The sequence below is a fragment of the Variovorax stachyos genome, assembly GCF_051400855.1.
Classification (GTDB): domain Bacteria; phylum Pseudomonadota; class Gammaproteobacteria; order Burkholderiales; family Burkholderiaceae_C; genus Variovorax.
In genome coordinates this window covers 106,629-126,231 of record NZ_JBLFFN010000002.1, presented here as the reverse complement: position 1 = coordinate 126,231, position 19,603 = coordinate 106,629, and the positions used below count along the sequence as shown (strand labels likewise).

The following is a 19,603-nucleotide window of genomic DNA, read 5'->3' as shown; positions in this document are numbered from 1 at the left end:
TCCTTACCGCCAAGCGCTGGCATCGCGACACTGGCGCTATGCCTTCTCCCCTTTTTCCCGGTGCCTGCAATGCGCATTGCCACGTCTTCGGCCCCCGAACGCGCTTTCCCTATGCTGCCGATGCCACCTTCCTGCCGAAGGAAGATGCTCCGAAGGAGCAGCTCTACGCGCTGAACGATCGCCTGGGTCTCGAGCGCTGCGTGGTCGTGCAGTCCGCTTGCCACGGATTCGACAACCGCGCGACCGAAGATGCGGTCGCCTCGCGGCCATCGAGCTACCGCGGCATCGCGCTGCTGCCGACCACAGTGCAGGACGCAGAGCTGAAGAGGCTCGACGCGGCAGGTTTTCGCGGCGTGCGTTTCAACTTCATGGGGCATCTTGGTCGGCATACGCCGATCGAAGACGTGCTTTCGCTGGCCGCTCGCTTCGCGCCGCTCGGCTGGCACCTGCAGATCCACGGCGACCCGGCCTTGCTGACCGATCTCGGACCGGCATTGCGCCGGTGCCCGACGCCCGTGGTGATCGACCACATCGGCCGCATCGACGCGGCACGCGGCATGGACCAGCCCGACTTCCAGGCCTTGCTGAAGCTCATGGCCGATGAACGCTTCTGGGTCAAGGTCAGCGGCATGGACCGGATCACACGCCTCGGCCCGCCCTATGCCGACGCTCAGCCCTTCGCGAGGACGCTCGTCGCCGAGTTCGGCGATCGGGTGGTGTGGGGCAACGACTGGCCCCACCCCAATCACGCGGGCCCGGAACCCGACGAGCAGCAACTGGTCGACCTGATCGACGAGATCGCACCAACGGAGACCGCGCGCCATGCATTGATGGTGCGCAATCCTGAACGCCTTTACCACTTTGGAGACACCGCGTGAGCCTTCGCTTCGACAACAAGATTGCCATCGTCACCGGCGCCGGGTGTGTCGGTGCCGGCTGGGGAAACGGCCGGGCCATCGCGGTGCGGCTCGCGGAGGAAGGCGCCAAGGTGCTGGCGGTAGACCGCGATCGCGCCCGGCTCGACGAGACGCTCGAACTGGCCGGCGCGGCGCGCGCGTCGATCACGCCGTGGGTCTGCGACGTCACCAGCAGCGACAGCGTGGCCGCCATGGCAGCCACTTGCGTCGAGACCTACGGCACGATCGACGTGCTGGTGAACAACGTCGGCGGCTCCGCCGCCGGCGGCCCGGTCGAACTGTCCGAAGAGGTATGGGACTCCCAGATCGACATCAATCTCAAGAGCGTCTTCCTGACCTGCAAGCACGTGCTGCCCATCCTGCTCGCCAAAGGCGCCGGCTCGATCGTCAACATCGCCTCCACCTCGGGCCTGCGCTGGACCGGAAGCGCGCAGGTCGCCTACGCCGCTACCAAGGCCGGGGTCATTCACCTGTCCCGCGTGGTCGCAGTGCAGCATGCCGCCCAGGGTGTGCGCGTCAACTGCGTCGTGCCAGGCCAGCTGCACACGCCGATGGTCGAGACCCGCCTTGCGAAACAACGCGCGGGCGGGGATGTCGACGCCCTCCTGGCGCAGCGCCAAAGACGCATTCCGATCGGCTTCATGGGCGATGGCCGGGACACGGCCAGCGCGGTGCTGTACCTCGCCAGCGACGAGGCCAGGTTCATCACCGGGACCGAGCTTGTCGTCGACGGCGGCATGACCGCACGCTGCGACTGAACGTTCACGCAACACGAAGAAGAGAGACATTCATGGTCAAGCGCCATCTGTTCGCCGCGGTCCTCGCCCTTGGCTTGGGCACCGCTGTTCACGCGCAGCCGAAGACGACGAGGATCGTGGTCTCGTTCACTGCCGGCGGGCCCGTCGACTCGGTCGCCCGTGCCCTTTCGGAGCAGCTCGGCAAGGAGCTGGGGCGCACCGTCATCGTCGACAACAAGCCCGGTGCCAACGGTGCGATCGGCGCCGTCGACGTCATGAAGTCGGTGCCCGACGGAGGAACGCTCTGGTTCACCAGCGTCGGCGCGGCAGCGATCAATGCGTCGCTCTACGAGAAGCTTCCCTACGACATGCAGCGCGACTTCGCTCCGGTCTCGCTGGTCGTCAACAACGTCGAGTTGCTGGTCACGCAGCAAGGCAACCCTGCCCGGGACGCAGCCGAGTTCGTCGCGGCGACGAAGAAGAGGGCCGACCCGATACCGATGGGCTCCTCCGGCACCGGGAGCATTCCCCACCTGGCCATCGAGCAGTTGGCCGACTCCACCGGAGCCAAGCTGCTCCACATTCCCTACAAGGGTGCCGCGCCTGCGATCACCGACCTGATGGGTGGCCAGATCGGCGGCTTCTTCGGCGACGTCCCGGGCCTGCTGGGACACCTGCAAGGCGGGCGGCTCAAGGCGCTCGGCGTTGCCTCGAGCAAGCGCCACCCTTCCCTGCCGGACGTGAAGACACTGGAAGAGCAAGGTATCCGTGGCGTCGACACGAACAACTGGTATGCCCTCTTCGCCCCGGCCAAGACGCCGCCGGAGGTCATCGCGGCGCTCAACAAGGCGGTGCGCAACACCTTGGCCGATCCGGCCGTGCGAGAAAAGTTGCTGAAGACGGGCACCGAGCCTGCCGGATCGACGCCGCAGGAACTGGCAGCGATCCAGAAGCAGGACACCGACAAATGGGCGAAGCTGATCCGCACCAAGAACATCAAGGCCGAATGATGACGAACACCCACATTCGCGTGCCTCTCGTCCGGCCCGGCACACGGCCCGAGCTGGCGGAGGTCGAGGCCCGCATCATGGCCGAGCGGGGTCGCGTGTCGCTGCTGTACCAGGTCCTCCTCAACAGCGGGCCGGTCGCGTCGGGCTGGGAGCGGATGCTCACCGCCGTGCGCAACCAGACCGGCGTGCCCGCGGATCTGCGTGAGCTGATCATCCTTCGCGTCGCGGTACTCAATGGCGCCAGCTTCGAGTTCGACGCCCATGTGCCGCATGCGCAGCAGGCGGGCGTCGGCGCGGACAAGATCGATGCCGTGCGAAGCGGCGCGATCGCCGACGTGTTCGAACCTCTCGAACGCCTGGTGCTCGAATTGACCGATGCCATGACCCGTGATGTCAAGGTGCCGGATGCGCTCATGGCCAGGATCCAGGAGCACTTCGATGCCAAGGGCGTGGTCGAGATCGTGGCGACGGTAGCGGCGTACAACATGGTGTCGCGCCTGCTCGTGGCGCTCAACGTCTCGCACTGAAGGACGCGGGGACATGCAAGATCTCTGGCTTCTCAAGCATGACGCATCCGCCGCGGCCGGTGAGATTCCTCGTCCCCTCCGGGCCGCCGCGGGCATGCAGCGGTGGCGAGCCATGGAGGGCCCCTGGACCTACATCTACGTCCCTGGCGACCTGGGATTTCCAGAAGATGCGACGGGCACGGGAATGCACCGCTTGCAGTGCCTTCAGATGCTCGATGGAGCTTCCTCCGGCCAACCCGCGCCTTACCACTACGTCGTCGAAACCGATGTGCTGGCCGGACACGAGGACGGTCTCAACGACTGGTACGCACAGGAGCATCTGCCCGGCCTGGCGTCCGTTGCCGGCACTGTGCGAGCCGCGCGCTACCTCGATGCAGCAGGCTCGCCGCGCTACTACGCCTGCTACGACCTCGTGAGTCCGGAGGCGTTGGGCAGCCCTGCCTGGCTTGCGGTCCGCGGCACCGCCTGGAGCGCGCGGGTCCGGCCGGCGTTCCGGAACACGCGACGCACCATGTTCCGCAGAGGATGAAGCGGGCATGTCACTCCACCACCACCCACTCGCCGAACGCGATCGGCCGCGATGGCCATTGGTCGGCGCGCTCGGCGCAGCGCACGCCATCGCGCAGCAGCCACACGGCGCGGATCACGCCGGCATGGGTGATCCACAGCGCATCGCGCCCGGCCGCATTCCACTCGTCGAAGGCTTCACCCACGCGCGCCATGAACTCGCGCGTGCTCTCGCCATGGCCGCCCGGGCGCGTGTCGGCAAAGGCGCCGGTCCAGGCGTCGAACTCGGCGCGCGCGATGCTGCGCCAGTCGCAACCTTCCCAGGCGCCGAAATCCATCTCGGCGATACGCGGGTCGACGCGCAGCGGCAGCTCGGGGCGCAGCGCGGCGATGGCCTGCGCCAGCAGGGCGCAGCGCTGCAGGGGCGAGCTGACGAGCTCGATGCCTGCGGCCAACGAAGGCGCGATGCGTTCGGCGATGGCGCGTGTGGCCTCCGCCGGCACGCCCACGTCGGTGCGGCCGTAGCAGGAGCCGGGCACTGCGGTGGTTTCCGCGTGGCGCACGAGACCGAGTTTCATATCTGCCAGGCCAGCGCCAGGTAGATGGCCAGCTCGCACAGCTGCTGGGTGGCGCCCAGCCCGTCGCCGGTGAAGCCCTGCAGCCGGCGCGCGAGCAGCCAGGCCATGTACGACGCAGCGAGCACGCACCCGACCAGGGCAGCCGCGGCCTGGACGAGCGGCTGCGTGAACAGCAGCAGCAGGACGGCCGGCAGCGCATACAGCACGCCCACCAGCAAGGCACCCCCGCCGATCGCATCTGCGAGCGGCTTGGACTTGCTCGCCGCACCCTCGTCGCCCACATAGGGCAGCCACCGGATGAGGAACAGTGGCGCCAGTCGCGACAGGACATGCGCGCCCATCAACGCGGTAGCGGCGCTCATCGCACCCTGCCCCGCCAGCACGGCCAGCAGCGCGATCTTCAATCCCAGGGCGAGCACCAGCGCGAGCGCACCGAACGCGCCGATGCGCGAGTCCTTCATGATCTGCAGCGCACGCGTGCGATCTGCGGAGCCGCCCAGGCCATCGGCCACATCGGCCAGCCCGTCCTCGTGGAAGGCACCCGTCAGCCACACGGTGGCGATGGTCGACAGCAGCGCAGCCGCCAGCGCACCGGCCATGCCCGGCAGGCCCGATTGCGCCAGCAGGAACACGCCCGCCCCCACCACGCCGACGAGCCAACCGACTCCCGGGAAATGCGCAGCGCTCGCCCGCAGCATCGCGGGACTGAAGCCCACCCAGGCCGCCAGCCGCCCGGTGACCGGCACGCGCGTGAAGAACTGGAGCGCCAGCAGGAAATGGCGCAGCCCGGCCATCAAGCCTCCCGCTGTGACACGCCCGCCGATTCGAAGCTGGCCATCTCGCGCACGATACGGCAGGCCGATTCGAGCAGCGGCCAAGCCAGCGCGGCACCCGAGCCTTCGCCCAGGCGCAAGTCCAGCTTCAGCAAGGGCTCCAGGCCGAGCGCTTCGAGCAGCAGCCGATGCCCCGGCTCGGCCGATTCATGTGCCGCAACACAGCGCTGCACCACGTGCGGGCGCAAGCCCTGCGCCACCAGCACCGCCGCGCTGGCGATGAAGCCGTCGACCACGATCACGCGCCGCTCCTTGGCCGCCTGCAGCACCGCACCGACCAGCGTGGCGATCTCGAAGCCGCCGAAGGCCGCGAGCGCGGTCAGCGGCCCACCCGCGTCGGCATGCAGCGCCAGCACCTCGCGCAGCAGCCCGCGCTTGCGCGCGAGTCCGGCGGCATCGAGGCCGGTGCCGCTGCCGGTGCAGAGATCGATGTCGAGGCCGGCCAGCCGCGACAGCAGCAGCGAGGCGGCCGAGCTATTGCCGATGCCCATCTCGCCCAGCAGCAGTGCGTTGCCCGGCAACTCCCGAACCAGTGCCATGCCGTTGGCAATGGCCGCTTCGCACTGTGCGAGGCTCATGGCCGGACCGGCCGAGGCGTCGTCGGTGCCGGGCGCGATCTTGCGCACCAGCAGGCCTTCGCGTGCCTCGAAGTCATGCCGCACGCCGCAGTCCACCACCGTGAGCGCCAGCCCATGCTGTCGCGCCAGCACGCTGACGGCGGCGCCGCCTGCGAGGAAGTTCTCGACCATCTGCCAGGTCACGTCGCTCGGATAGGCCGAGACGCCGCGCGCCGCCAGGCCATGGTCGCCGGCGCACACCAGCATCTGCGGCGCCGTGAGGGCGGGCGCCTCGCTGCCGAGGATCAGCCCCAGCCTCAGGCCCAGGGCTTCGAGCCGGCCCAGCGCGCCGAGCGGCTTGGTCTTGTGGTCCAGCAGGTGCTGCAGCCGCGCGGCGAGCGCGGAGTCGTCGATGGACTCGACGGCGGGAAGTTCAAGCGTCATTCGATCAGGGAGCGCAGCGCGCCCGCTTCAAAGTGGGAATCGATGTGGTCGGCAAGTCCGTCGAACACGGCTTCGAGCGTACGTGCCCGCGCACCGAAGAGTGCCTGCAGCACGGCAGGGTCCTCGAACAGGCCATGCAGGTACAGGCCCAGCACGTTGCCCTGCGCGTTCTGCCAGGCCAGGTCCTCCGCCATCACCGCCGCGGCGCGATCGCCGGCCGCGGCCATGGCGGAATGCGGCGCGGTGCGGCCGTGGTGGATCTCGTAGCCGCGCATGGTCACCTCCGACAAGGCGGCCCATGGCCCCTTCAGCGCGCCGAAGCGCGCCTCGCGCAGGCGCACGGTCTTGTCTTGCTCGAACACGGTGACCAGGGGCAGCAGGCCCAGCCCAGGGCCGTTGCCGTCGACCCCATGCGGATCGATCAACGCCTCGCCCAGCATCTGCAGCCCGCCGCAGATGCCGAGCACCGCACCGCCGCGTCCCGCATGGTCCGCCACGGCGCGGTCCAGCCCCTGGGCGCGCATCCAGGCCAGGTCGCCGCTGGTGTTCTTGGAACCGGGCAGGACGACCCAGTCTGCGCCGGCCAACTCGGCCGGGCTGCGCACCCAGCGCAGGCGCACGCCCGCCACGTTCTTGAGCGTCTGGAATTCGTCGAGGTTGCTGATGCGCGGACAAGCGACGACGGCGACCGTCAAGCGCACCGCGCCGGCCGCCGTGCTGCGCTCGTCGAAGACGCCGTCCTCCTCGGGCAGGCCGTGCTGCCACCACATCGGCAAGGTAGCAACGGTCGGCACTCCGGTCAGCGCCTGCAGGCGCTCGGGCGCGGGCGCGAGCAGCGAAGCATCACCGCGAAACTTGTTGAGCACGAAGCCGGCCAGCCGCGCGCGGTCAGCCTCGGGCATCAGGGCCCAGGTGCCGTAGAGGTGCGCGAAGGCGCCGCCGCGGTCGATGTCGGTCACCAGCAGGCAGCGCGCATCGGCATGGCGTGCGACGCGCAGGTTGACGATGTCGCTGTCCATCAGGTTGATCTCCGCCGGCGAGCCGGCGCCTTCGATCACCACGATGTCGTGTTCGACCCGCAGTTCGTCGAGCGCGCGGGCGAGTTGCGGCCACACGTGCTCGCTGCGCCCGCGCCACGGCAGGGCCGTGAGCTCGGTGCTCACCTGCCCCATCAGGATCACCTGGCTGTGGGTGTCGCGCTCGGGCTTGAGCAGCAAGGGATTCATGCGCACGTCCGGCGCGGCGCCTGCTGCCAGCGCCTGGAAGTACTGCGCGCTGCCGATCTCGCCGCCCGCCACCACGCGCGCGTTGTTGCTCATGTTCTGCGCCTTGAAGGGCGCCACCTTGAAGCCCTGGCGCGCATACCAGCGGCACAGCGCGGTGGCCAGCCAGCTCTTGCCGGCACCGCTGGTGGTGCCCAGCACCATGACGCATCGGGCCTTGTTCCGCCCCGGCTCTTGATTCATGCGCGGATTGTCGTTCAGCCCTGCTCAGGCCGACCCGCATCGCCGATCGTCGAGTCCTTCACGCTTTGAACGTTTGCGTCTGGATGGATCTGTTCTGCGCCACGATGAACAACTGTAGTCTTTCGTTCTCAACAATAGAAAGAACAAGGTTGATGGCTTCGTTACGCGACATGGCGCTCACCATCGAGGAGCGCGAAGAGGGAAAGTTCTACTGGGTGTTGATCGAAGCTTTCGACGACGAGGGATCCGAGATCCTGCAATACCGCCGCTTCAAGTCCGCCGCCGCGCCGCAGACGAGCTACTCGAGCGCGCTGGCGCTCGGGGCGGCCGCGCTGCGCCGGTTGGCGCAGGCGCTGCCGCCTTCCGAGCCGCAGGGCTGAGCCGGACTCAGCGCGCCGCCACCTGCGCCCCGGCGCCCGCCGCAGGTGCGGCATCGGCCGTGGCCTGGTCACCCCAGCTGCCGCCGAGCGCGCGAATCAGGCCGACCGTGGACTGGTACTGCGCCGACCGCACCTGCAGCGCCTGGCGCCGGTTGCGCAGCTCGCTGCGGCGCGCATCTAGCAGGTCGAGCTGGCTGATGTAGCCGTTGCGGTAGCGCGTGTCGGACAACTGCGTGGCCCGGCTCGCCGAGGCGACCGCCTTGGCCTGCACCTCCGACTGCGCGCCCAGGATGCGCAGCGAGGAGAGCTGGTCTTCCACGTCCCTGAAGGCCGTGAGCACCTGCTCGCGGTAGCTCGCGAGCGCGCCGTCGAGCTGGGCGCTGGCGCTCTGCACGCCGGCTTCGCGCCGGCCGCCGTCGAACAGCGGCAGCGACAGCAATGCGCCGATGCCCCACGACCGCGCGGACCACTTGAACAGGTCGCCGATCTCCGAAGAGGCATAGCCGCCGCCGCCGGTCAGTGCGATGTTGGGGAACCATGCAGTCTGCGCGACGCCGACGCGCGCCTGCGCCGCCAGCACGCCCTTCTGCGCGGCCGAGACATCGGGCCGGCGCGTGAGCACGGTGGCCGGCACGCCCGCGGGAATCGAGGGCAACGCCGTGGCCCAGCTCTCGGGCTTCATCTCGAAGCTGGAAGCCGGTTCGCCGGTCAGCACCGCGAGCGCGTGCTCGAGCTCGGCGCGGCGCCTGTCCAGCGTGAGCGCCTCGGACTCCGTGGAGGCCATCTCGGTCTCCACCCGCGCCACGTCGAGCTCGGCGATGTCGCCGGCACGATGGCGCTGCTGCGTCAGGCGCAGCGTGTCGCGGTAGGCCTCGACGGTCTCGCGCACCAGCTGGCGCTCGTCGTCGAGCGCGCGCAGCGCCAGGTAGGTCTGCGCCGTCTCGGCCTGCACCAGCAGGCGCGTGCTCTGCAGCAGGCCGGCGCGCGATTCGGCATCGAGCCGGGCCGCATCGCTGGCCTTCGAGAGCCGGCCGAAGAGGTCGAGCTCGTAGGAGAAATCGAGGCCCGCGTTGATCAGCGTGGAGGGCGTGGTGCTCTGGTTGCGGTCCAGGCCGCGCTGCCGGCTCGCGCCCGCGCCGAGTCCGATCTGCGGCGAGCGGTCGGCATCGGTGCTGCGCGCCAGCGCGCGTGCCTCGGCCAACCGCGCCGCTGCGACCTGGATGCTGTTGTTCGCGGCGTCGGCACGCGCGACCAGCGCGTCGAGCACCGGGTCGTTGAAGGCGCGCCACCACTCGCCGCGCGGCTGCGCCTCGGCGGGCGTGGCGCGGGTCCATTGGCCTTCGGCCGGCGCCGCGGCCTGTTCCTTGAACTGGGCCGGCGCCTGGAAGCTCGGCGCTTCGGGGGTCGCAGTGGCGCAGCCGGCCAGCACCAGGGCCGCCATGAGCGGCGCCAGCGCTGCGCGCCAGGGCCGGGTGAAAGTGCTTCGATCGAGTTTCATGATCCGCTTTCTTGCTTTCTTGCGATCAGGCTTGCGCCATCAGTCGTGCGTGTTCAAGGGCGCGGCGGGCATCGGGCGCAGGCCCGCGCCGCCAGAGCCGGAGCCGCCGCTGTCGTTGCCGCCGTGCGGGCCCGCGGGATGCTCTGCCGAGACAAAGCCCTCGTCGCCCGCCAGGTGCGGCACCTCGCCATGGAGCTTCAGCGGCCGGTTGCCCGTGAGCCTGCGCAGCGCCACGTAGAACACCGGCGTCAGGAACAGGCCGAACGCGGTCACGCCGATCATCCCGGCGAACACCGCCACACCCATGGCCGAGCGCATCTCGGAGCCGGCGCCGGTCGCGAGCACCAGCGGCAGCACACCCATGACGAATGCGAGCGAGGTCATCAGGATCGGGCGCAGGCGCAGCCGGCTCGCTTCCACCGCGGCCTGGAAGGGCGTCCGCCCCGCGAATTCCAGCTCGCGCGCGAACTCGACGATCAGGATCGCGTTCTTCGCCGACAACCCCACCAGCACCATCAGCCCGATCTGGGTGAACACGTTGCTGTCGCCGCCGGAGATCCATACGCCGGTCATCGCGGCCAGGATGCCCATCGGCACGATCAGGATGATGGCCAGCGGCAGCGTGAGGCTCTCGTACTGCGCCGCCAACACCAGGAACACCAGCAGGATGGCCAGCGGGAACACGATCACTGCCGAGTTGCCGGCCAGGATCTCCTGGTAGGTCAGGTCGGTCCATTCGAACTCGACCCCCTTGGGCAGGGTCTCACGGGCGATCCGCTCGATGGCGTCCTGCGCCTCGCCGGACGAATAGCCGGGCGCCGGGCCGCCGTTGATGTCGGCCGTGAGATAGCCGTTGTAGCGCATCGCGCGCTCCGGGCCGAAGCTGGAGTTGACCTTCATCAGTGCGGACAGCGGCACCATCTCGCCGGAGGTGGAGCGCACCTTCAGCAGGCCGACGTCCTCGGGCCGTGCGCGGTGCGGCGCATCCGCCTGCACCCGCACGCTGTAGGTGCGGCCGAACTTGTTGAAGTCGTTCGCATACAGGCTGCCCAGGTAGATCTGCATGGTGTCGAAGATGTCCTGCACCGGCACGCCGAGCTGGCGCGCCTTTGTGCGGTCGATGTCGGCATAGAGCTGCGGCACGTTGACCTGCCAGCTGGTGAACATGCCGGTGAGCTCCGGCGCCTGCATCGCCTTCGCCATGAAGGCCTTCACTGCGGCATCCATGCCCTCGTAGCCGACGGAGCCCCGGTCCTCCAGCTGGAGCTTGAAGCCGCCGGTGGTGCCCAGGCCCTCCACGGGCGGAGGCGGGAACATGACGATGAAGGCATCCTGGATCTTGGAGAACTCCGCGTTGAGCTGCTGGGCCACCGCGCCCCCGCTCTGGTCGGCCCGCTTGCGCTCTTCAAAGGGCTTGAGCATGGCAAACGCGATGCCGGAGTTCGAGCTGTTGGTGAAGCCGTTGATCGACAGGCCCGGGAAGGACAGCGTGCCTTCGATGTTCGGGTTCTTCGCCATGATGTCGCCCATGCGGCGGATCACCTCGTCCGTGCGGTCCAGCGTGGCGCCGTCGGGCAGCTGGGCAAAGCCGATCAGGTACTGCTTGTCCTGGCCCGGCACGAAGCCGTTGGGCACGGCCTTGAAGAGGCCGAAGGTGAGGCCGATCAGCGCCAGGTACAGCGCCATCATCAGCGCCTTGCGCGACAGGACCCGGCGCACGCCGCCGCTATAGGCTTCCGACCCGCGGTGGAAGAAGCGATTGAAGCCACGGAAGAGCCACCCGAAGGCGCGGTCCATGCCGCGGGTCAGCGCGTCCTTGGGCGCGTCGTGGCCCTTGAGCAGCAGCGCCGCGAGTGCCGGCGACAAGGTCAGCGAATTGATGGCCGAGATCACCGTGGAGATCGCGATGGTCACCGCGAACTGGCGGTAGAACTGGCCCGTGAGCCCGCTGATGAAGGCCAGCGGAACGAACACGGCCACCAGCGTGAGCGCGATGGCGATGATGGGCCCCGACACCTCCCGCATCGCACGGTAGGTGGCATCGCGTGGCGACAGGCCCGCCTCGATGTTGCGCTCCACGTTCTCCACCACCACGATGGCGTCGTCCACCACGATGCCGATGGCCAGCACCAGCCCGAAGAGCGTGAGCGCATTGATCGAGAAGCCCAGCAGGTGCAGCACCGCGAAGGTGCCGATCACCGACACCGGCACCGCCAGCAGCGGAATGATGGAAGCGCGCCAGGTCTGCAGGAACAGGATGACCACCAGCACGACGAGCGCGATGGCTTCGAGCAGCGTGTGCACCACCGAATCGATGGAGGCGCGCACGAACTGCGTCGGGTCATAGGCAATGCGGTACTCCAGCCCTTCGGGCATGAACTTCGCCAGCTCGTCCATCGTCTTGCGCACGTCGGCAGAGATCTGCAGCGAGTTGGAGCCCGGCGACTGGAACACACCGATGCCCACGGCCTGCTGGTTGTCCAGCAGCGAGCGCAGCGCGTACTCCGAGGCTCCCAGCTCGATGCGGCCGATGTCGCGCAGCCGGGTCACCGCGCCTTCCGCGCTGGTCTTGACGATGATGTCGCCGAACTCTTCTTCGCTCTGCAGGCGGCCCTGCGCGTTGATCGACAGCTGCGTGTCCACCCCCGGCAGCCCGGGCGATGCACCCACCACGCCGGCAGCGGCCTGGATGTTCTGGCCGCGAATGGCCGCCACCACGTCGCTGGCCGAAAGGCCGCGCTGCGCCACCTTCTGCGGGTCCAGCCAGACGCGCATCGCGTACTCGCCGCCGCCCCAGGCCTGCACCTGGCCGACGCCGTCGATGCGCGCCAGCCGGTCCTTGACGTTGAGCACCGCGTAGTTGCGCAGGTAGTTCATGTCGTAGCGGCCGTTGGGCGACACCAGGTGCACCACCATCGTGATGTTGGGCGAGCTCTTGACGGTGGTGATTCCCAGCCGCCGCACTTCCTCGGGCAGGCGCGGCTCGGCTTGCGAGACGCGGTTCTGCACCATCTGCTGCGCCTTGTCGGGGTCGGTGCCCAGCTTGAAGGTGACGGTCAGCGTCATCACGCCGTCGGTGGTCGCCTGGCTGCCCATGTAGAGCATGTCCTCGACCCCGTTGATCTGCTCCTCGAGCGGTGTCGCCACCGTCTCGGCAATCACCTTCGGGTTGGCGCCCGGATACTGGGCGCGCACCACCACCGATGGAGGTGCGACCTCGGGGTATTCCGAGATCGGCAGCCCGCGCAACGCGATCAGGCCTGCGATCAGCATCAGCAGCGAGAGCACGCCCGCGAAGATCGGCCGATCGATGAAGAACTTCGATAAATTCATGATGTTGTTTCCCTCGGGGATGCCGCCTTGATTCAGGTACTCAGGTAACTCAGGTACTCAGGTACTCAGGTACTCAGGACTTGGCGGCGCTGGCCACGCGCTGGTTCTGCGCGTCAGCCTTGGCCTCCATGGTCACCGTCTGCGGCGCCACCAGGGCGCCCGGACGGATGTGCTGCAGGCCGTTGACGACCACGCGCTCGCCGGACTTCAGGCCCTTGGTCACCACGCGCAATCCGTTGACCGACGCGCCGAGCGTGACTTCGCGCCATTCGGCCTTGTTGTCCTCGCCCACGACCATCACGAACTTCTTGTTCTGGTCGGTGCCGACCGCGCGCTCGCTCACCAGCAGCGCCATGTCGCTTCGGGCCTGGCCCATGCGGATGCGGGCGAACTGGCCCGGGATCAGCGTGCCGTCCTTGTTGTCGAAGGCGGCGCGCACGCGCACCGTGCCGCTCCTGGCATCGACCTGGTTGTCGATCAGCTGCAGGCGGCCCTCGTAAGGCGTGCCCTCGAGGCCGGAGGTGCCCATCTGCACCGGGATGCCGTCGAGCTTGCCCCGCGCGCCGGCGCCGGGCGGCAGATCCTTCAGCGCCTTGACCACCACCTGCTCGTCGGCGTCGAAGCTCGCGTAGATCGGGCTGACCGACACCAGCGTGGTGAGCACCGGCGCGCCGGGGCCGGCGGCGACCAGGTTGCCCACGGTCACTTCCAGCCTGCCGATGCGGCCGGACACCGGGGCCCTCACCTGGGTGTAGCTCAGGTTCAGGCGCGCGCTCTGCAGCTGGGCCTGCGCCGCGCGCAGGTTGGCCTCGGCTTCGCGGCCTGCGTTGACGCGCTCGTCGAACTCGCGCTGGGCAATGGCCTTGTCGTCCCACAGGCGGCGCGCACGTTCCTGCTCGCTGCGCGTGAAGGCTGCGCGGGCCTGGGCCGAGGCGACCTGCGCTTCGGCACGCTCGACCTCGGCTGCATAGGGCGCGGGGTCGATGGTGACCAGCAGATCGCCCTGCTTCACCAGCGAGCCTTCGCGGAAGTGCACCGCCAGCACCGCGCCGGCGACACGCGAACGCACGTCGACGCGCTCGACCGCTTCGAGCCGGCCGGAGAACTCATCCCATGTGTTGACCTCGGTGGGCGCCACGACGGCCACCGATACCGGCGTGGCCTGCGGCGCGGCCGCCGCGGGCGCATTGTTGGCCTCGGCCTTGAAGCTGGGCAGCCCGAGCATGACCGCCGAGACGATCGCCACCAGGGCGGTAACGCCGGTTACGGCAGGCCACAGACGGCGGCGGGCATTCGACTGCTTGTTGTTGGTTTGCATGATGAAGCTCCTCGTTGAGATGACTTTGGAAAACAACAGGCCAGCCCGTTGCCCGTGAGCAGCAGGAAGGCGAAATCCGGCACCACCGGCCAAGCCGGCGGACCCAGTAAGGTTCAGAAAAAAAGGTTGACCGGCGAAACCGGCTGGTGCCTACGCCGGGGGAGGCACCGGCGGCACCGTGGAAGCGAAAAATGCGCGCAAATGCCCACCCACTGTCTCCGTGCACGCGCAATCCCCGAAGGCGGGGTCATACAACTCGTCAGGACACTTGGCGGCCGAAGGCAGCACCACCTTCGTCACCGGAATGCCCGCTTTCTCCAGCCGCTGCGCGAAGCTCAGGGCCTCGTCGCGCATCGCATCGTCTTCGCCCACCAGCACCAGCGCCGGGGCCAGCTCGGCCAGCCTGAGCGATGCGCCGGGCACCGCGTAGGGGTGCGTCGCGTTCATCGGGCAGCTCAGGTATTCCTGCCAGCCCGAGGCCCAGCGGCAGCGGGCATCGTCGCCCGAGGCCTGACGCAGCGACAAGGTGCCGGCACACGGGTCCAGCATCGGCGACAGCAGGATCTGGCCGGCCAGCGGCGGATGGGCGCGGTCGCGGGCCATCAGGGCCACGGCAGCCGCCAGGTTGCCCCCTGCTTCTTCACCGGCCAGGTACACGCGGGTGCCCTTGCCGGCCAGCTTGACGCGCTGCTTGTAGAGCCATTCGAGCGCCGCGTAGCCCACCTCGATGGGCTCCGGGAAAGGCTTCAGCGGATAGGCCAGCGACAGCACCACCGCGCCAGCCGCCGCCAGCAACCGAGCGACGTTGCGGCCGTCGTCGAGGTCGCCGCAGACGAAGGTACCGCCATGGAAATGCAGCACCAGCGGCACCGCCACGCCCTTGGCTCGCTCGCCATAGAGGCGGGCCTGGACCGGCTCGCGCTCCGGCAGCGGAACGCTGATGTCGACCTCCGTGCCCGGCGCAACGGCGACCGCCGGGGCCTTGGCGGCTTCAGCAGGACGCGGGATGGGGCGGGATGACATGGCACAACCTCAATGGGTGAACGATGGGTTGAATATTAAGGGCCTCATTGGCTGGTACAACAGGTTGGTCAACCTCACTCTGTTTCCAATCGGCTAACAATCCGCTAACACAGCGCATGTGAGAATCCGCCCCCGCCCGCAGTTGCGCGGGTTTTTCCCTAGGAGCACCAATGGACCAGGTCCAGGCCATGCGGATTTTCGTCCGCGTCGTGGAAGCCGGCACCTTCACCCGTGCCGCGGACTCGCTCGGGCTGCCGAAGGGCACAGTCACAAAGCAGATCCAGGCGCTGGAGTCCCGTCTTCATGTGAAGCTTTTGAACCGTACCACGCGGCGCGTCACCGTGACGCCGGACGGTGCCGCTTATTACGACCGCACGGCGCGCCTGCTGAACGACCTCGACGACATCGAGGCCAGCATGACCAACGCGCAGGCCAACCCGACCGGGCGACTGCGCATCGACGTGGGCTCGTCCACGGCGCGGCTGATCATCCTGCCGGCGCTGCACACCTTCAGCGACCGCTACCCCGACATCCAGCTCGACCTGGGGGTGAGCGACCGCCCGGTCGACCTGATCACCGACAACGTCGACTGCGTGATCCGGGCCGGCGACCTGACCGACCAATCGCTGGTGGCGCGGCGCATCGGCACGCTGGAATTCGTGACGGTGGCATCGGCCGCCTACGTCAAGCGCTACGGCAAGCCGGAGCATCCGTCGGACATCGAGAAGCGCCACCATGTCGTGAGCTACTTCGCGGCCGGCTCGCGCCGGGTCTATCCGCACGAGTTCCACAAGGACGACGAGCACATCGAGATCTCGGGGCCCTACCGCGTGTCGGTCAACGAGAGCAATGCCCATTTGGCTGCCGTGCTGGGCGGCTTCGGCCTCTCGCAATGCATCACCTTCATGGCCGATCCGCACATCGAGAGCGGAGAACTGGTGGAACTGCTGCCGGAATGGACCCGCGCGCCCTTGCCGGTGCATGTGGTGTATCCGCCCAACCGGCACCTGAGCGCCAAGGTGCGGGTGTTCGTGGACTGGGCGGCCGACCTGTTCGCGAAGAATCCGAAGCTGCAGCGGCGTTGAACTCGCAGGCGGCGTCGGCGCCTTCTCAGGTGCGGGCGGCTTGCCAGGCGCGCGCCAGGGCCTCCTGGCTGGCCGGCGGCAGCACAGCCAGCCGCACGTGGCCGGGCAGGCCGAAGGAACTGGCATCCCGCAGCTGGATGCCGGCCTCCCGCAAGGCCGCCGAGCGCGGCGCATACGGGATATCGGGACGCGCGCAGAAGTAATTGGCGACGCTGGGGAGGACGGACCAGCCCAGTGCGGCGCACAGGGCCTGCTGCTCGCGCTTCCAGCCGCGCAGCCGGTCGCGGCTCGCGGCAAGCCAGCCCTGCGTCTCGGCCAGCGTCCAGGCCTCGAGCAGCGCGACGCCTTGGGCACCCAGGGGCCAGGAAGGCGCGAGCCGGCCCAGCCGCTCGGCCATGGGGGCCGCTTCCGATGAGGCGATGGCATAGGCGGCCCGGATACCCGTCAGGCCCAGCGCCTTGTTCGGTGTCCACAGCTGCCAGACGCGATCCCGCTGCGCCGCGCCGAGGTCAAGGCGGCCTTCGAGCCGCAGGGGCTCATAGGCCATGTCCAGCACGCAGGTGCTGGAGGCCTCCAACGCATCCACCAGGGTCGCCAGGCCCGGCTGGGCCTCGCCCAGCGGGCTCGACGGATCGCAGCACCAGGCGAGCGCGGCGCCTGCCGGCGCTTCGGGCTCGCGCCGCACGTCGAGCCCCCAGGCCGCGGCGGCACGCTGGTAGTCGCCATAGGCGTGCCGCGGCAGCCAGACCCTCCGGCCGCCTTGCTGCGCGACCGCGGCCGTGATGCGCACGATGAATTCGCTGGCGCTCGCGGCGATCACGATGCGCTCGGCCGCGACGCCATGGAAGCAGCCCAGCGTCTCGCGCAGCGCGGTGTAGCGCGGGTCGGGATAGCGGGTCGGATCGGCTTGCGCCAGCGCCTGCACGGCCATCGGGCAGGGGCCGCAGGCATTGGCATTGGTCGAGAAGTCGTGCGGCACCGCCCCGCGGGCGTCGGGGCCGCCGTGCAACGCTTCTTCGTCGGGGTTCATGGGTTGCGCCATGTTGCAGGAATGAGAAGCGCCATTGCCGCCAGCGCGGCTGTCATCCAGACGACCCGCGCCCCGAGCGTCGCCGCGCGGCGGGTGTCGGAGGCGGCGGGCTCGCGGCCTGCTGCGTTCAGCACGTAGACGCCGGGCTTGGCAAGGCGCACTCCGAGCAGCAAGGCCATGGCGGCCATGGGCCAGCCGCTGTTGGGAGATGGGGTCAGTCGGGCTTCTCGAACGAGGGCGCGTGCCCCCAGCCCAGCCCTCCCCCGGAGGAGGAGGGAGCAAGACAGGGCGAGCAGCAGCGCGGTCAGGCGGGCGGGCAGCCAGGAGAGCACGTCATCGGCCCGCGCGGGCCACTTGCCGGCCCATTCCCACACGCGGCCCTGACGCTCGCCGCGGTAGCCCCACATCGCGTCGGCAGTGTTGGCAAAGCGGTAGAGCGCCGCGCCGGGCAGGCCCAGCAGCAGGAACCAGAACAGCGGCGCGACCACCGAGTCGTTGAGGTTCTCGGCCAGCGACTCGATGGCGCTTTCGCGCACCTCGCCTGTGTCCAGCGTCAGGACGTCGCGGCTCACGAGCTGCGCGAGGCGGTCCCGCCCTTCCGCGAGCGAGCAGGCCAGCGCCGCCTCGACGGCCAGAACTTCGTCGCGCAACATGCGCCAGGCGAGCAAAGGCTTGAGCGCCAGGCCGAGCAGCAGAGCCGCAGCCCAGTCGGGCAGGCGAGCGGCAGCGGCGCTCAGGGCTGTTGCAGCAAGCAGGATGGCGGCGGCGCCGGCGCACCAGGCCAGCGCGCCGGCGGCGAAGGGTCCGAACCGGCGGGGCGATGCGGCATCGGTCGGAGGTGCGATACGCCGGCCGGTCCAGGCGAGGTAGCGACCCATCCAGACCACCGGGTGCCAGCGGGCCGGGGGCTCGCCCAGCATTCGGTCGATGGCCAGGGCAAGGACCACCGCTGCGGCGTGAGCCAGCGAGGGGCTGCCCCCACCCCAGCCCTCCCCCAAAGGGGGCGGGACCCAGAGCCAGGGCATCTCAGTCTTCGATGCCGCGCTGGGCCGGGATGCCCGCCTTGAAGGCGTGCTTGACCATCTGCATCTCGGTCACGGTGTCGGCCAGCTCGATGATCTCGGGCGGGCAGCGGCGCCCTGTCAGCACTACGTGCACCTCGCGCGGGCGCGTGCGCAAGGTCTCCAGCACCGTGTCGAGCGGCAGCCAGCCATAGATCAGCGGATAGGTGATTTCGTCCAGCACGACCATGAAGTGCTCGCCCGCGAGGATCGCCGCTCTCGCCTTCTCCCAGCCCTCGCGCGCGAGCTGCGCCGAGTGCTCGAGATCCTGGCTCTTCCAGCTGAAGCCGTCGCCCAGTCCCTCGATGGGAATGCCGAGCTGCTCGAACATGCGGTGCTCGCCGAAGCGCGCGCTAGGCACCTTCATGAACTGGAAGATCTTCACCGCCTTGCCGCGTCCGTGCGCGCGCAGCGCCAGGCCGAAGGCCGCGGTGCTCTTGCCCTTGCCGTCGCCGGTGTTGACGATCACCAGGCCGCGGCGTTCGCCCTCGGGTTTGTCGTAGGGCTTCTCGCTGGGTGGGGTTTCGATCTGCATGGGTTCTCCTTGTCGATGTTCAGTGCGGCATGGCGATCCATTGCCCGGCCACCCGGTGCACCACGACGCGCCCGCCGAACACGGACTCCAGCGCCTGGTGGGTCCCCGGGTCCTGGCAGTTGCCCTGGTGCAGCACGCGGCCGCCCGCCATGACCACCATTGCGTCGGCCGCGAGCGCGACGTTGAGCTCGTGCAGCACGCTGACCACCGTGCGGCCCTCGGCCACCAGCGCGCGTGCGAGCGCCATCCAGTCGGCCTGGTGCGGCGGGTCGAGGTTGGCCAGGGGTTCATCCATCAGCAGCAGCTCGGCCTCGACCGCGAGCGCACGCGCCAGCAGCACGCGCTGCCGCTCGCCGCCCGACAGCTGGCCCAGCGGACGATCGCGCCAGTCCCACGCCTGCGTGCTGCGCAGCGCGCGCTCGACCGCCGCGCGGTCGGCCTCGGTAGGCGCCGCCAGCCAGCGCTGGTGCGGCAGGCGGCCGAGCATGGCGACGTCGTAGACCATCAGGTCGTCGGCGCTGCCCTCGCCTGCCCCGCCCTGCCCCAGCCAGGACAGCCGCTGGGCACGCGCGCGACTCGACAGCGCAGCAAGGGGCTCGCCGCCGATGCGCACTTCGCCGCGATGCGCCAGCAACCCGGCCAGCGCCTTGAGCAGCGTGGACTTGCCAGCGCCGTTCGGCCCGACGATGCTGGTCCAGCGACCGGCCGCGAGTGAGAGGTCGATCGCATGCAGCACCTCGACGGCACCCAGCGCCGCGCTCACT

At 69.3% G+C, this 19,603-nt stretch carries 19 protein-coding genes; 7 read left to right on the top strand and 12 right to left on the bottom strand.

The features are described from left to right. Positions 1-38 precede the first annotated feature (38 nt). From ACMGEZ_RS03830 to ACMGEZ_RS03810, 5 genes are read left to right on the top strand one after another with little or no spacing between them, the layout of a single operon-like run. A complete protein-coding gene (locus tag ACMGEZ_RS03830; protein ID WP_436820934.1) occupies positions 39-878 on the top strand; it encodes an amidohydrolase family protein in 840 nt (279 codons plus the stop codon). Next, the gene (locus ACMGEZ_RS03825) at positions 875-1,675 is read left to right on the top strand and encodes an SDR family NAD(P)-dependent oxidoreductase (protein ID WP_436820933.1); all 801 of its coding nucleotides are present in this window, start codon (positions 875-877) and stop codon (positions 1,673-1,675) included. Before ACMGEZ_RS03830 ends, ACMGEZ_RS03825 begins: the two co-directional genes overlap by 4 nt. A 32-nt stretch (positions 1,676-1,707) precedes the next feature. Beyond that, positions 1,708-2,664 carry a Bug family tripartite tricarboxylate transporter substrate binding protein gene (locus ACMGEZ_RS03820; RefSeq protein WP_436820932.1) on the top strand — a complete coding sequence of 319 codons (957 nt, stop codon included), beginning with the start codon at positions 1,708-1,710 and terminating at the stop codon, positions 2,662-2,664. Then, entirely contained in the window at positions 2,664-3,191 is a 528-nt protein-coding gene (locus ACMGEZ_RS03815; RefSeq protein ID WP_436820931.1) for a carboxymuconolactone decarboxylase family protein, read from the top strand. The genes ACMGEZ_RS03820 and ACMGEZ_RS03815 overlap by 1 nt, the downstream gene beginning before the upstream one ends. A gap of 13 nt (positions 3,192-3,204) precedes the next feature. Continuing rightward, a complete protein-coding gene (locus ACMGEZ_RS03810; RefSeq protein ID WP_436820930.1) occupies positions 3,205-3,720 on the top strand; it encodes a hypothetical protein in 516 nt (171 codons plus the stop codon). Between the two features lie 10 nt (positions 3,721-3,730). Here ACMGEZ_RS03810 and ACMGEZ_RS03805 read toward each other — a convergent pair whose 3' ends face one another. Genes ACMGEZ_RS03805 through ACMGEZ_RS03790 form a run of 4 tightly spaced genes read right to left on the bottom strand, consistent with a single transcriptional unit; the run spans position 3,731 to position 7,576 of the window. Next, complete coding sequence (locus ACMGEZ_RS03805) at positions 3,731-4,276, bottom strand: histidine phosphatase family protein (protein WP_436820929.1); 546 nt, start codon at positions 4,274-4,276, stop codon at positions 3,731-3,733. Further along, positions 4,273-5,070 carry an adenosylcobinamide-GDP ribazoletransferase gene (locus tag ACMGEZ_RS03800; protein ID WP_436820928.1) on the bottom strand — a complete coding sequence of 266 codons (798 nt, stop codon included), beginning with the start codon at positions 5,068-5,070 and terminating at the stop codon, positions 4,273-4,275. Before ACMGEZ_RS03800 ends, ACMGEZ_RS03805 begins: the two co-directional genes overlap by 4 nt. Beyond that, the gene (gene cobT, locus ACMGEZ_RS03795; RefSeq protein WP_436820927.1) at positions 5,070-6,110 is read right to left on the bottom strand and encodes a nicotinate-nucleotide--dimethylbenzimidazole phosphoribosyltransferase; all 1,041 of its coding nucleotides are present in this window, start codon (positions 6,108-6,110) and stop codon (positions 5,070-5,072) included. The genes ACMGEZ_RS03800 and cobT overlap by 1 nt, the downstream gene beginning before the upstream one ends. After that, positions 6,107-7,576, bottom strand: coding sequence for a cobyric acid synthase (locus ACMGEZ_RS03790; RefSeq protein ID WP_436820926.1), 1,470 nt, complete (start codon positions 7,574-7,576; stop codon positions 6,107-6,109). The genes cobT and ACMGEZ_RS03790 overlap by 4 nt, the downstream gene beginning before the upstream one ends. Positions 7,577-7,728: 152 nt before the next feature. Between ACMGEZ_RS03790 and ACMGEZ_RS03785 the strand changes: the two genes are divergently transcribed. Continuing rightward, positions 7,729-7,956 carry a hypothetical protein gene (locus ACMGEZ_RS03785; protein ID WP_436820925.1) on the top strand — a complete coding sequence of 76 codons (228 nt, stop codon included), beginning with the start codon at positions 7,729-7,731 and terminating at the stop codon, positions 7,954-7,956. A gap of 7 nt (positions 7,957-7,963) precedes the next feature. Here ACMGEZ_RS03785 and ACMGEZ_RS03780 read toward each other — a convergent pair whose 3' ends face one another. From ACMGEZ_RS03780 to ACMGEZ_RS03765, 4 genes are all read right to left on the bottom strand, one after another. Further along, positions 7,964-9,454, bottom strand: a complete 1,491-nt coding sequence (locus ACMGEZ_RS03780) for an efflux transporter outer membrane subunit (RefSeq protein WP_436820924.1) — start codon at positions 9,452-9,454, stop codon at positions 7,964-7,966. A 39-nt stretch (positions 9,455-9,493) separates the two neighbouring features. Continuing rightward, positions 9,494-12,787, bottom strand: a complete 3,294-nt coding sequence (locus ACMGEZ_RS03775) for an efflux RND transporter permease subunit (protein WP_436820923.1) — start codon at positions 12,785-12,787, stop codon at positions 9,494-9,496. Between the two features lie 73 nt (positions 12,788-12,860). Further along, positions 12,861-14,105: an efflux RND transporter periplasmic adaptor subunit gene (locus ACMGEZ_RS03770; RefSeq protein WP_436820922.1), complete on the bottom strand. Its 1,245-nt coding sequence runs from the start codon at positions 14,103-14,105 to the stop codon at positions 12,861-12,863. A 150-nt stretch (positions 14,106-14,255) separates the two neighbouring features. Further along, positions 14,256-15,128, bottom strand: a complete 873-nt coding sequence (locus ACMGEZ_RS03765) for an alpha/beta hydrolase (RefSeq protein WP_436820921.1) — start codon at positions 15,126-15,128, stop codon at positions 14,256-14,258. A gap of 170 nt (positions 15,129-15,298) precedes the next feature. On the opposite strand from ACMGEZ_RS03765, the gene ACMGEZ_RS03760 reads away from it, so the two are divergent. After that, complete coding sequence (locus tag ACMGEZ_RS03760) at positions 15,299-16,213, top strand: LysR family transcriptional regulator (RefSeq protein WP_436820920.1); 915 nt, start codon at positions 15,299-15,301, stop codon at positions 16,211-16,213. A gap of 25 nt (positions 16,214-16,238) precedes the next feature. On the opposite strand, the gene ACMGEZ_RS03755 is transcribed toward ACMGEZ_RS03760, so the two are convergent. From ACMGEZ_RS03755 to ACMGEZ_RS03740, 4 genes are read right to left on the bottom strand one after another with little or no spacing between them, the layout of a single operon-like run. After that, positions 16,239-17,243, bottom strand: a complete 1,005-nt coding sequence (locus tag ACMGEZ_RS03755; RefSeq protein ID WP_436820919.1) for an aminotransferase class I/II-fold pyridoxal phosphate-dependent enzyme — start codon at positions 17,241-17,243, stop codon at positions 16,239-16,241. Further along, a complete protein-coding gene (cbiB, locus tag ACMGEZ_RS03750; protein WP_436820918.1) occupies positions 17,240-18,268 on the bottom strand; it encodes an adenosylcobinamide-phosphate synthase CbiB in 1,029 nt (342 codons plus the stop codon). The genes ACMGEZ_RS03755 and cbiB overlap by 4 nt, the downstream gene beginning before the upstream one ends. 1 nt (position 18,269) lies before the next feature. Beyond that, positions 18,270-18,839, bottom strand: coding sequence for a cob(I)yrinic acid a,c-diamide adenosyltransferase (cobO, locus tag ACMGEZ_RS03745; RefSeq protein ID WP_436820917.1), 570 nt, complete (start codon positions 18,837-18,839; stop codon positions 18,270-18,272). 19 nt (positions 18,840-18,858) lie between these two features. Further along, positions 18,859-19,602 carry an ABC transporter ATP-binding protein gene (locus ACMGEZ_RS03740; protein ID WP_436820916.1) on the bottom strand — a complete coding sequence of 248 codons (744 nt, stop codon included), beginning with the start codon at positions 19,600-19,602 and terminating at the stop codon, positions 18,859-18,861. Position 19,603: the final 1 nt, after the last annotated feature.

Bases quoted from the DNA above. Each gene is read 5' to 3' on its own strand.
- ACMGEZ_RS03820 (WP_436820932.1), top strand. From the start codon at position 1,708: ATGGTCAAGCGCCATCTGTTCGCCGCGGTCCTCGCCCTTGGCTTGGGC.
- cbiB (WP_436820918.1), bottom strand. From the start codon at position 18,268: ATGCCCTGGCTCTGGGTCCCGCCCCCTTTGGGGGAGGGCTGGGGTGGG.
- ACMGEZ_RS03760 (WP_436820920.1), top strand. From the start codon at position 15,299: ATGGACCAGGTCCAGGCCATGCGGATTTTCGTCCGCGTCGTGGAAGCC.
- ACMGEZ_RS03805 (WP_436820929.1), bottom strand. From the start codon at position 4,276: ATGAAACTCGGTCTCGTGCGCCACGCGGAAACCACCGCAGTGCCCGGC.
- ACMGEZ_RS03775 (WP_436820923.1), bottom strand. From the start codon at position 12,787: ATGAATTTATCGAAGTTCTTCATCGATCGGCCGATCTTCGCGGGCGTG.
- ACMGEZ_RS03765 (WP_436820921.1), bottom strand. From the start codon at position 15,128: ATGTCATCCCGCCCCATCCCGCGTCCTGCTGAAGCCGCCAAGGCCCCG.
- ACMGEZ_RS03755 (WP_436820919.1), bottom strand. From the start codon at position 17,243: ATGAACCCCGACGAAGAAGCGTTGCACGGCGGCCCCGACGCCCGCGGG.
- cobO (WP_436820917.1), bottom strand. From the start codon at position 18,839: ATGCAGATCGAAACCCCACCCAGCGAGAAGCCCTACGACAAACCCGAG.
- ACMGEZ_RS03800 (WP_436820928.1), bottom strand. From the start codon at position 5,070: ATGGCCGGGCTGCGCCATTTCCTGCTGGCGCTCCAGTTCTTCACGCGC.
- cobT (WP_436820927.1), bottom strand. From the start codon at position 6,110: ATGACGCTTGAACTTCCCGCCGTCGAGTCCATCGACGACTCCGCGCTC.
- ACMGEZ_RS03815 (WP_436820931.1), top strand. From the start codon at position 2,664: ATGACGAACACCCACATTCGCGTGCCTCTCGTCCGGCCCGGCACACGG.
- ACMGEZ_RS03785 (WP_436820925.1), top strand. From the start codon at position 7,729: ATGGCTTCGTTACGCGACATGGCGCTCACCATCGAGGAGCGCGAAGAG.
- ACMGEZ_RS03830 (WP_436820934.1), top strand. From the start codon at position 39: ATGCCTTCTCCCCTTTTTCCCGGTGCCTGCAATGCGCATTGCCACGTC.
- ACMGEZ_RS03810 (WP_436820930.1), top strand. From the start codon at position 3,205: ATGCAAGATCTCTGGCTTCTCAAGCATGACGCATCCGCCGCGGCCGGT.
- ACMGEZ_RS03790 (WP_436820926.1), bottom strand. From the start codon at position 7,576: ATGAATCAAGAGCCGGGGCGGAACAAGGCCCGATGCGTCATGGTGCTG.
- ACMGEZ_RS03780 (WP_436820924.1), bottom strand. From the start codon at position 9,454: ATGAAACTCGATCGAAGCACTTTCACCCGGCCCTGGCGCGCAGCGCTG.
- ACMGEZ_RS03770 (WP_436820922.1), bottom strand. From the start codon at position 14,105: ATGCAAACCAACAACAAGCAGTCGAATGCCCGCCGCCGTCTGTGGCCT.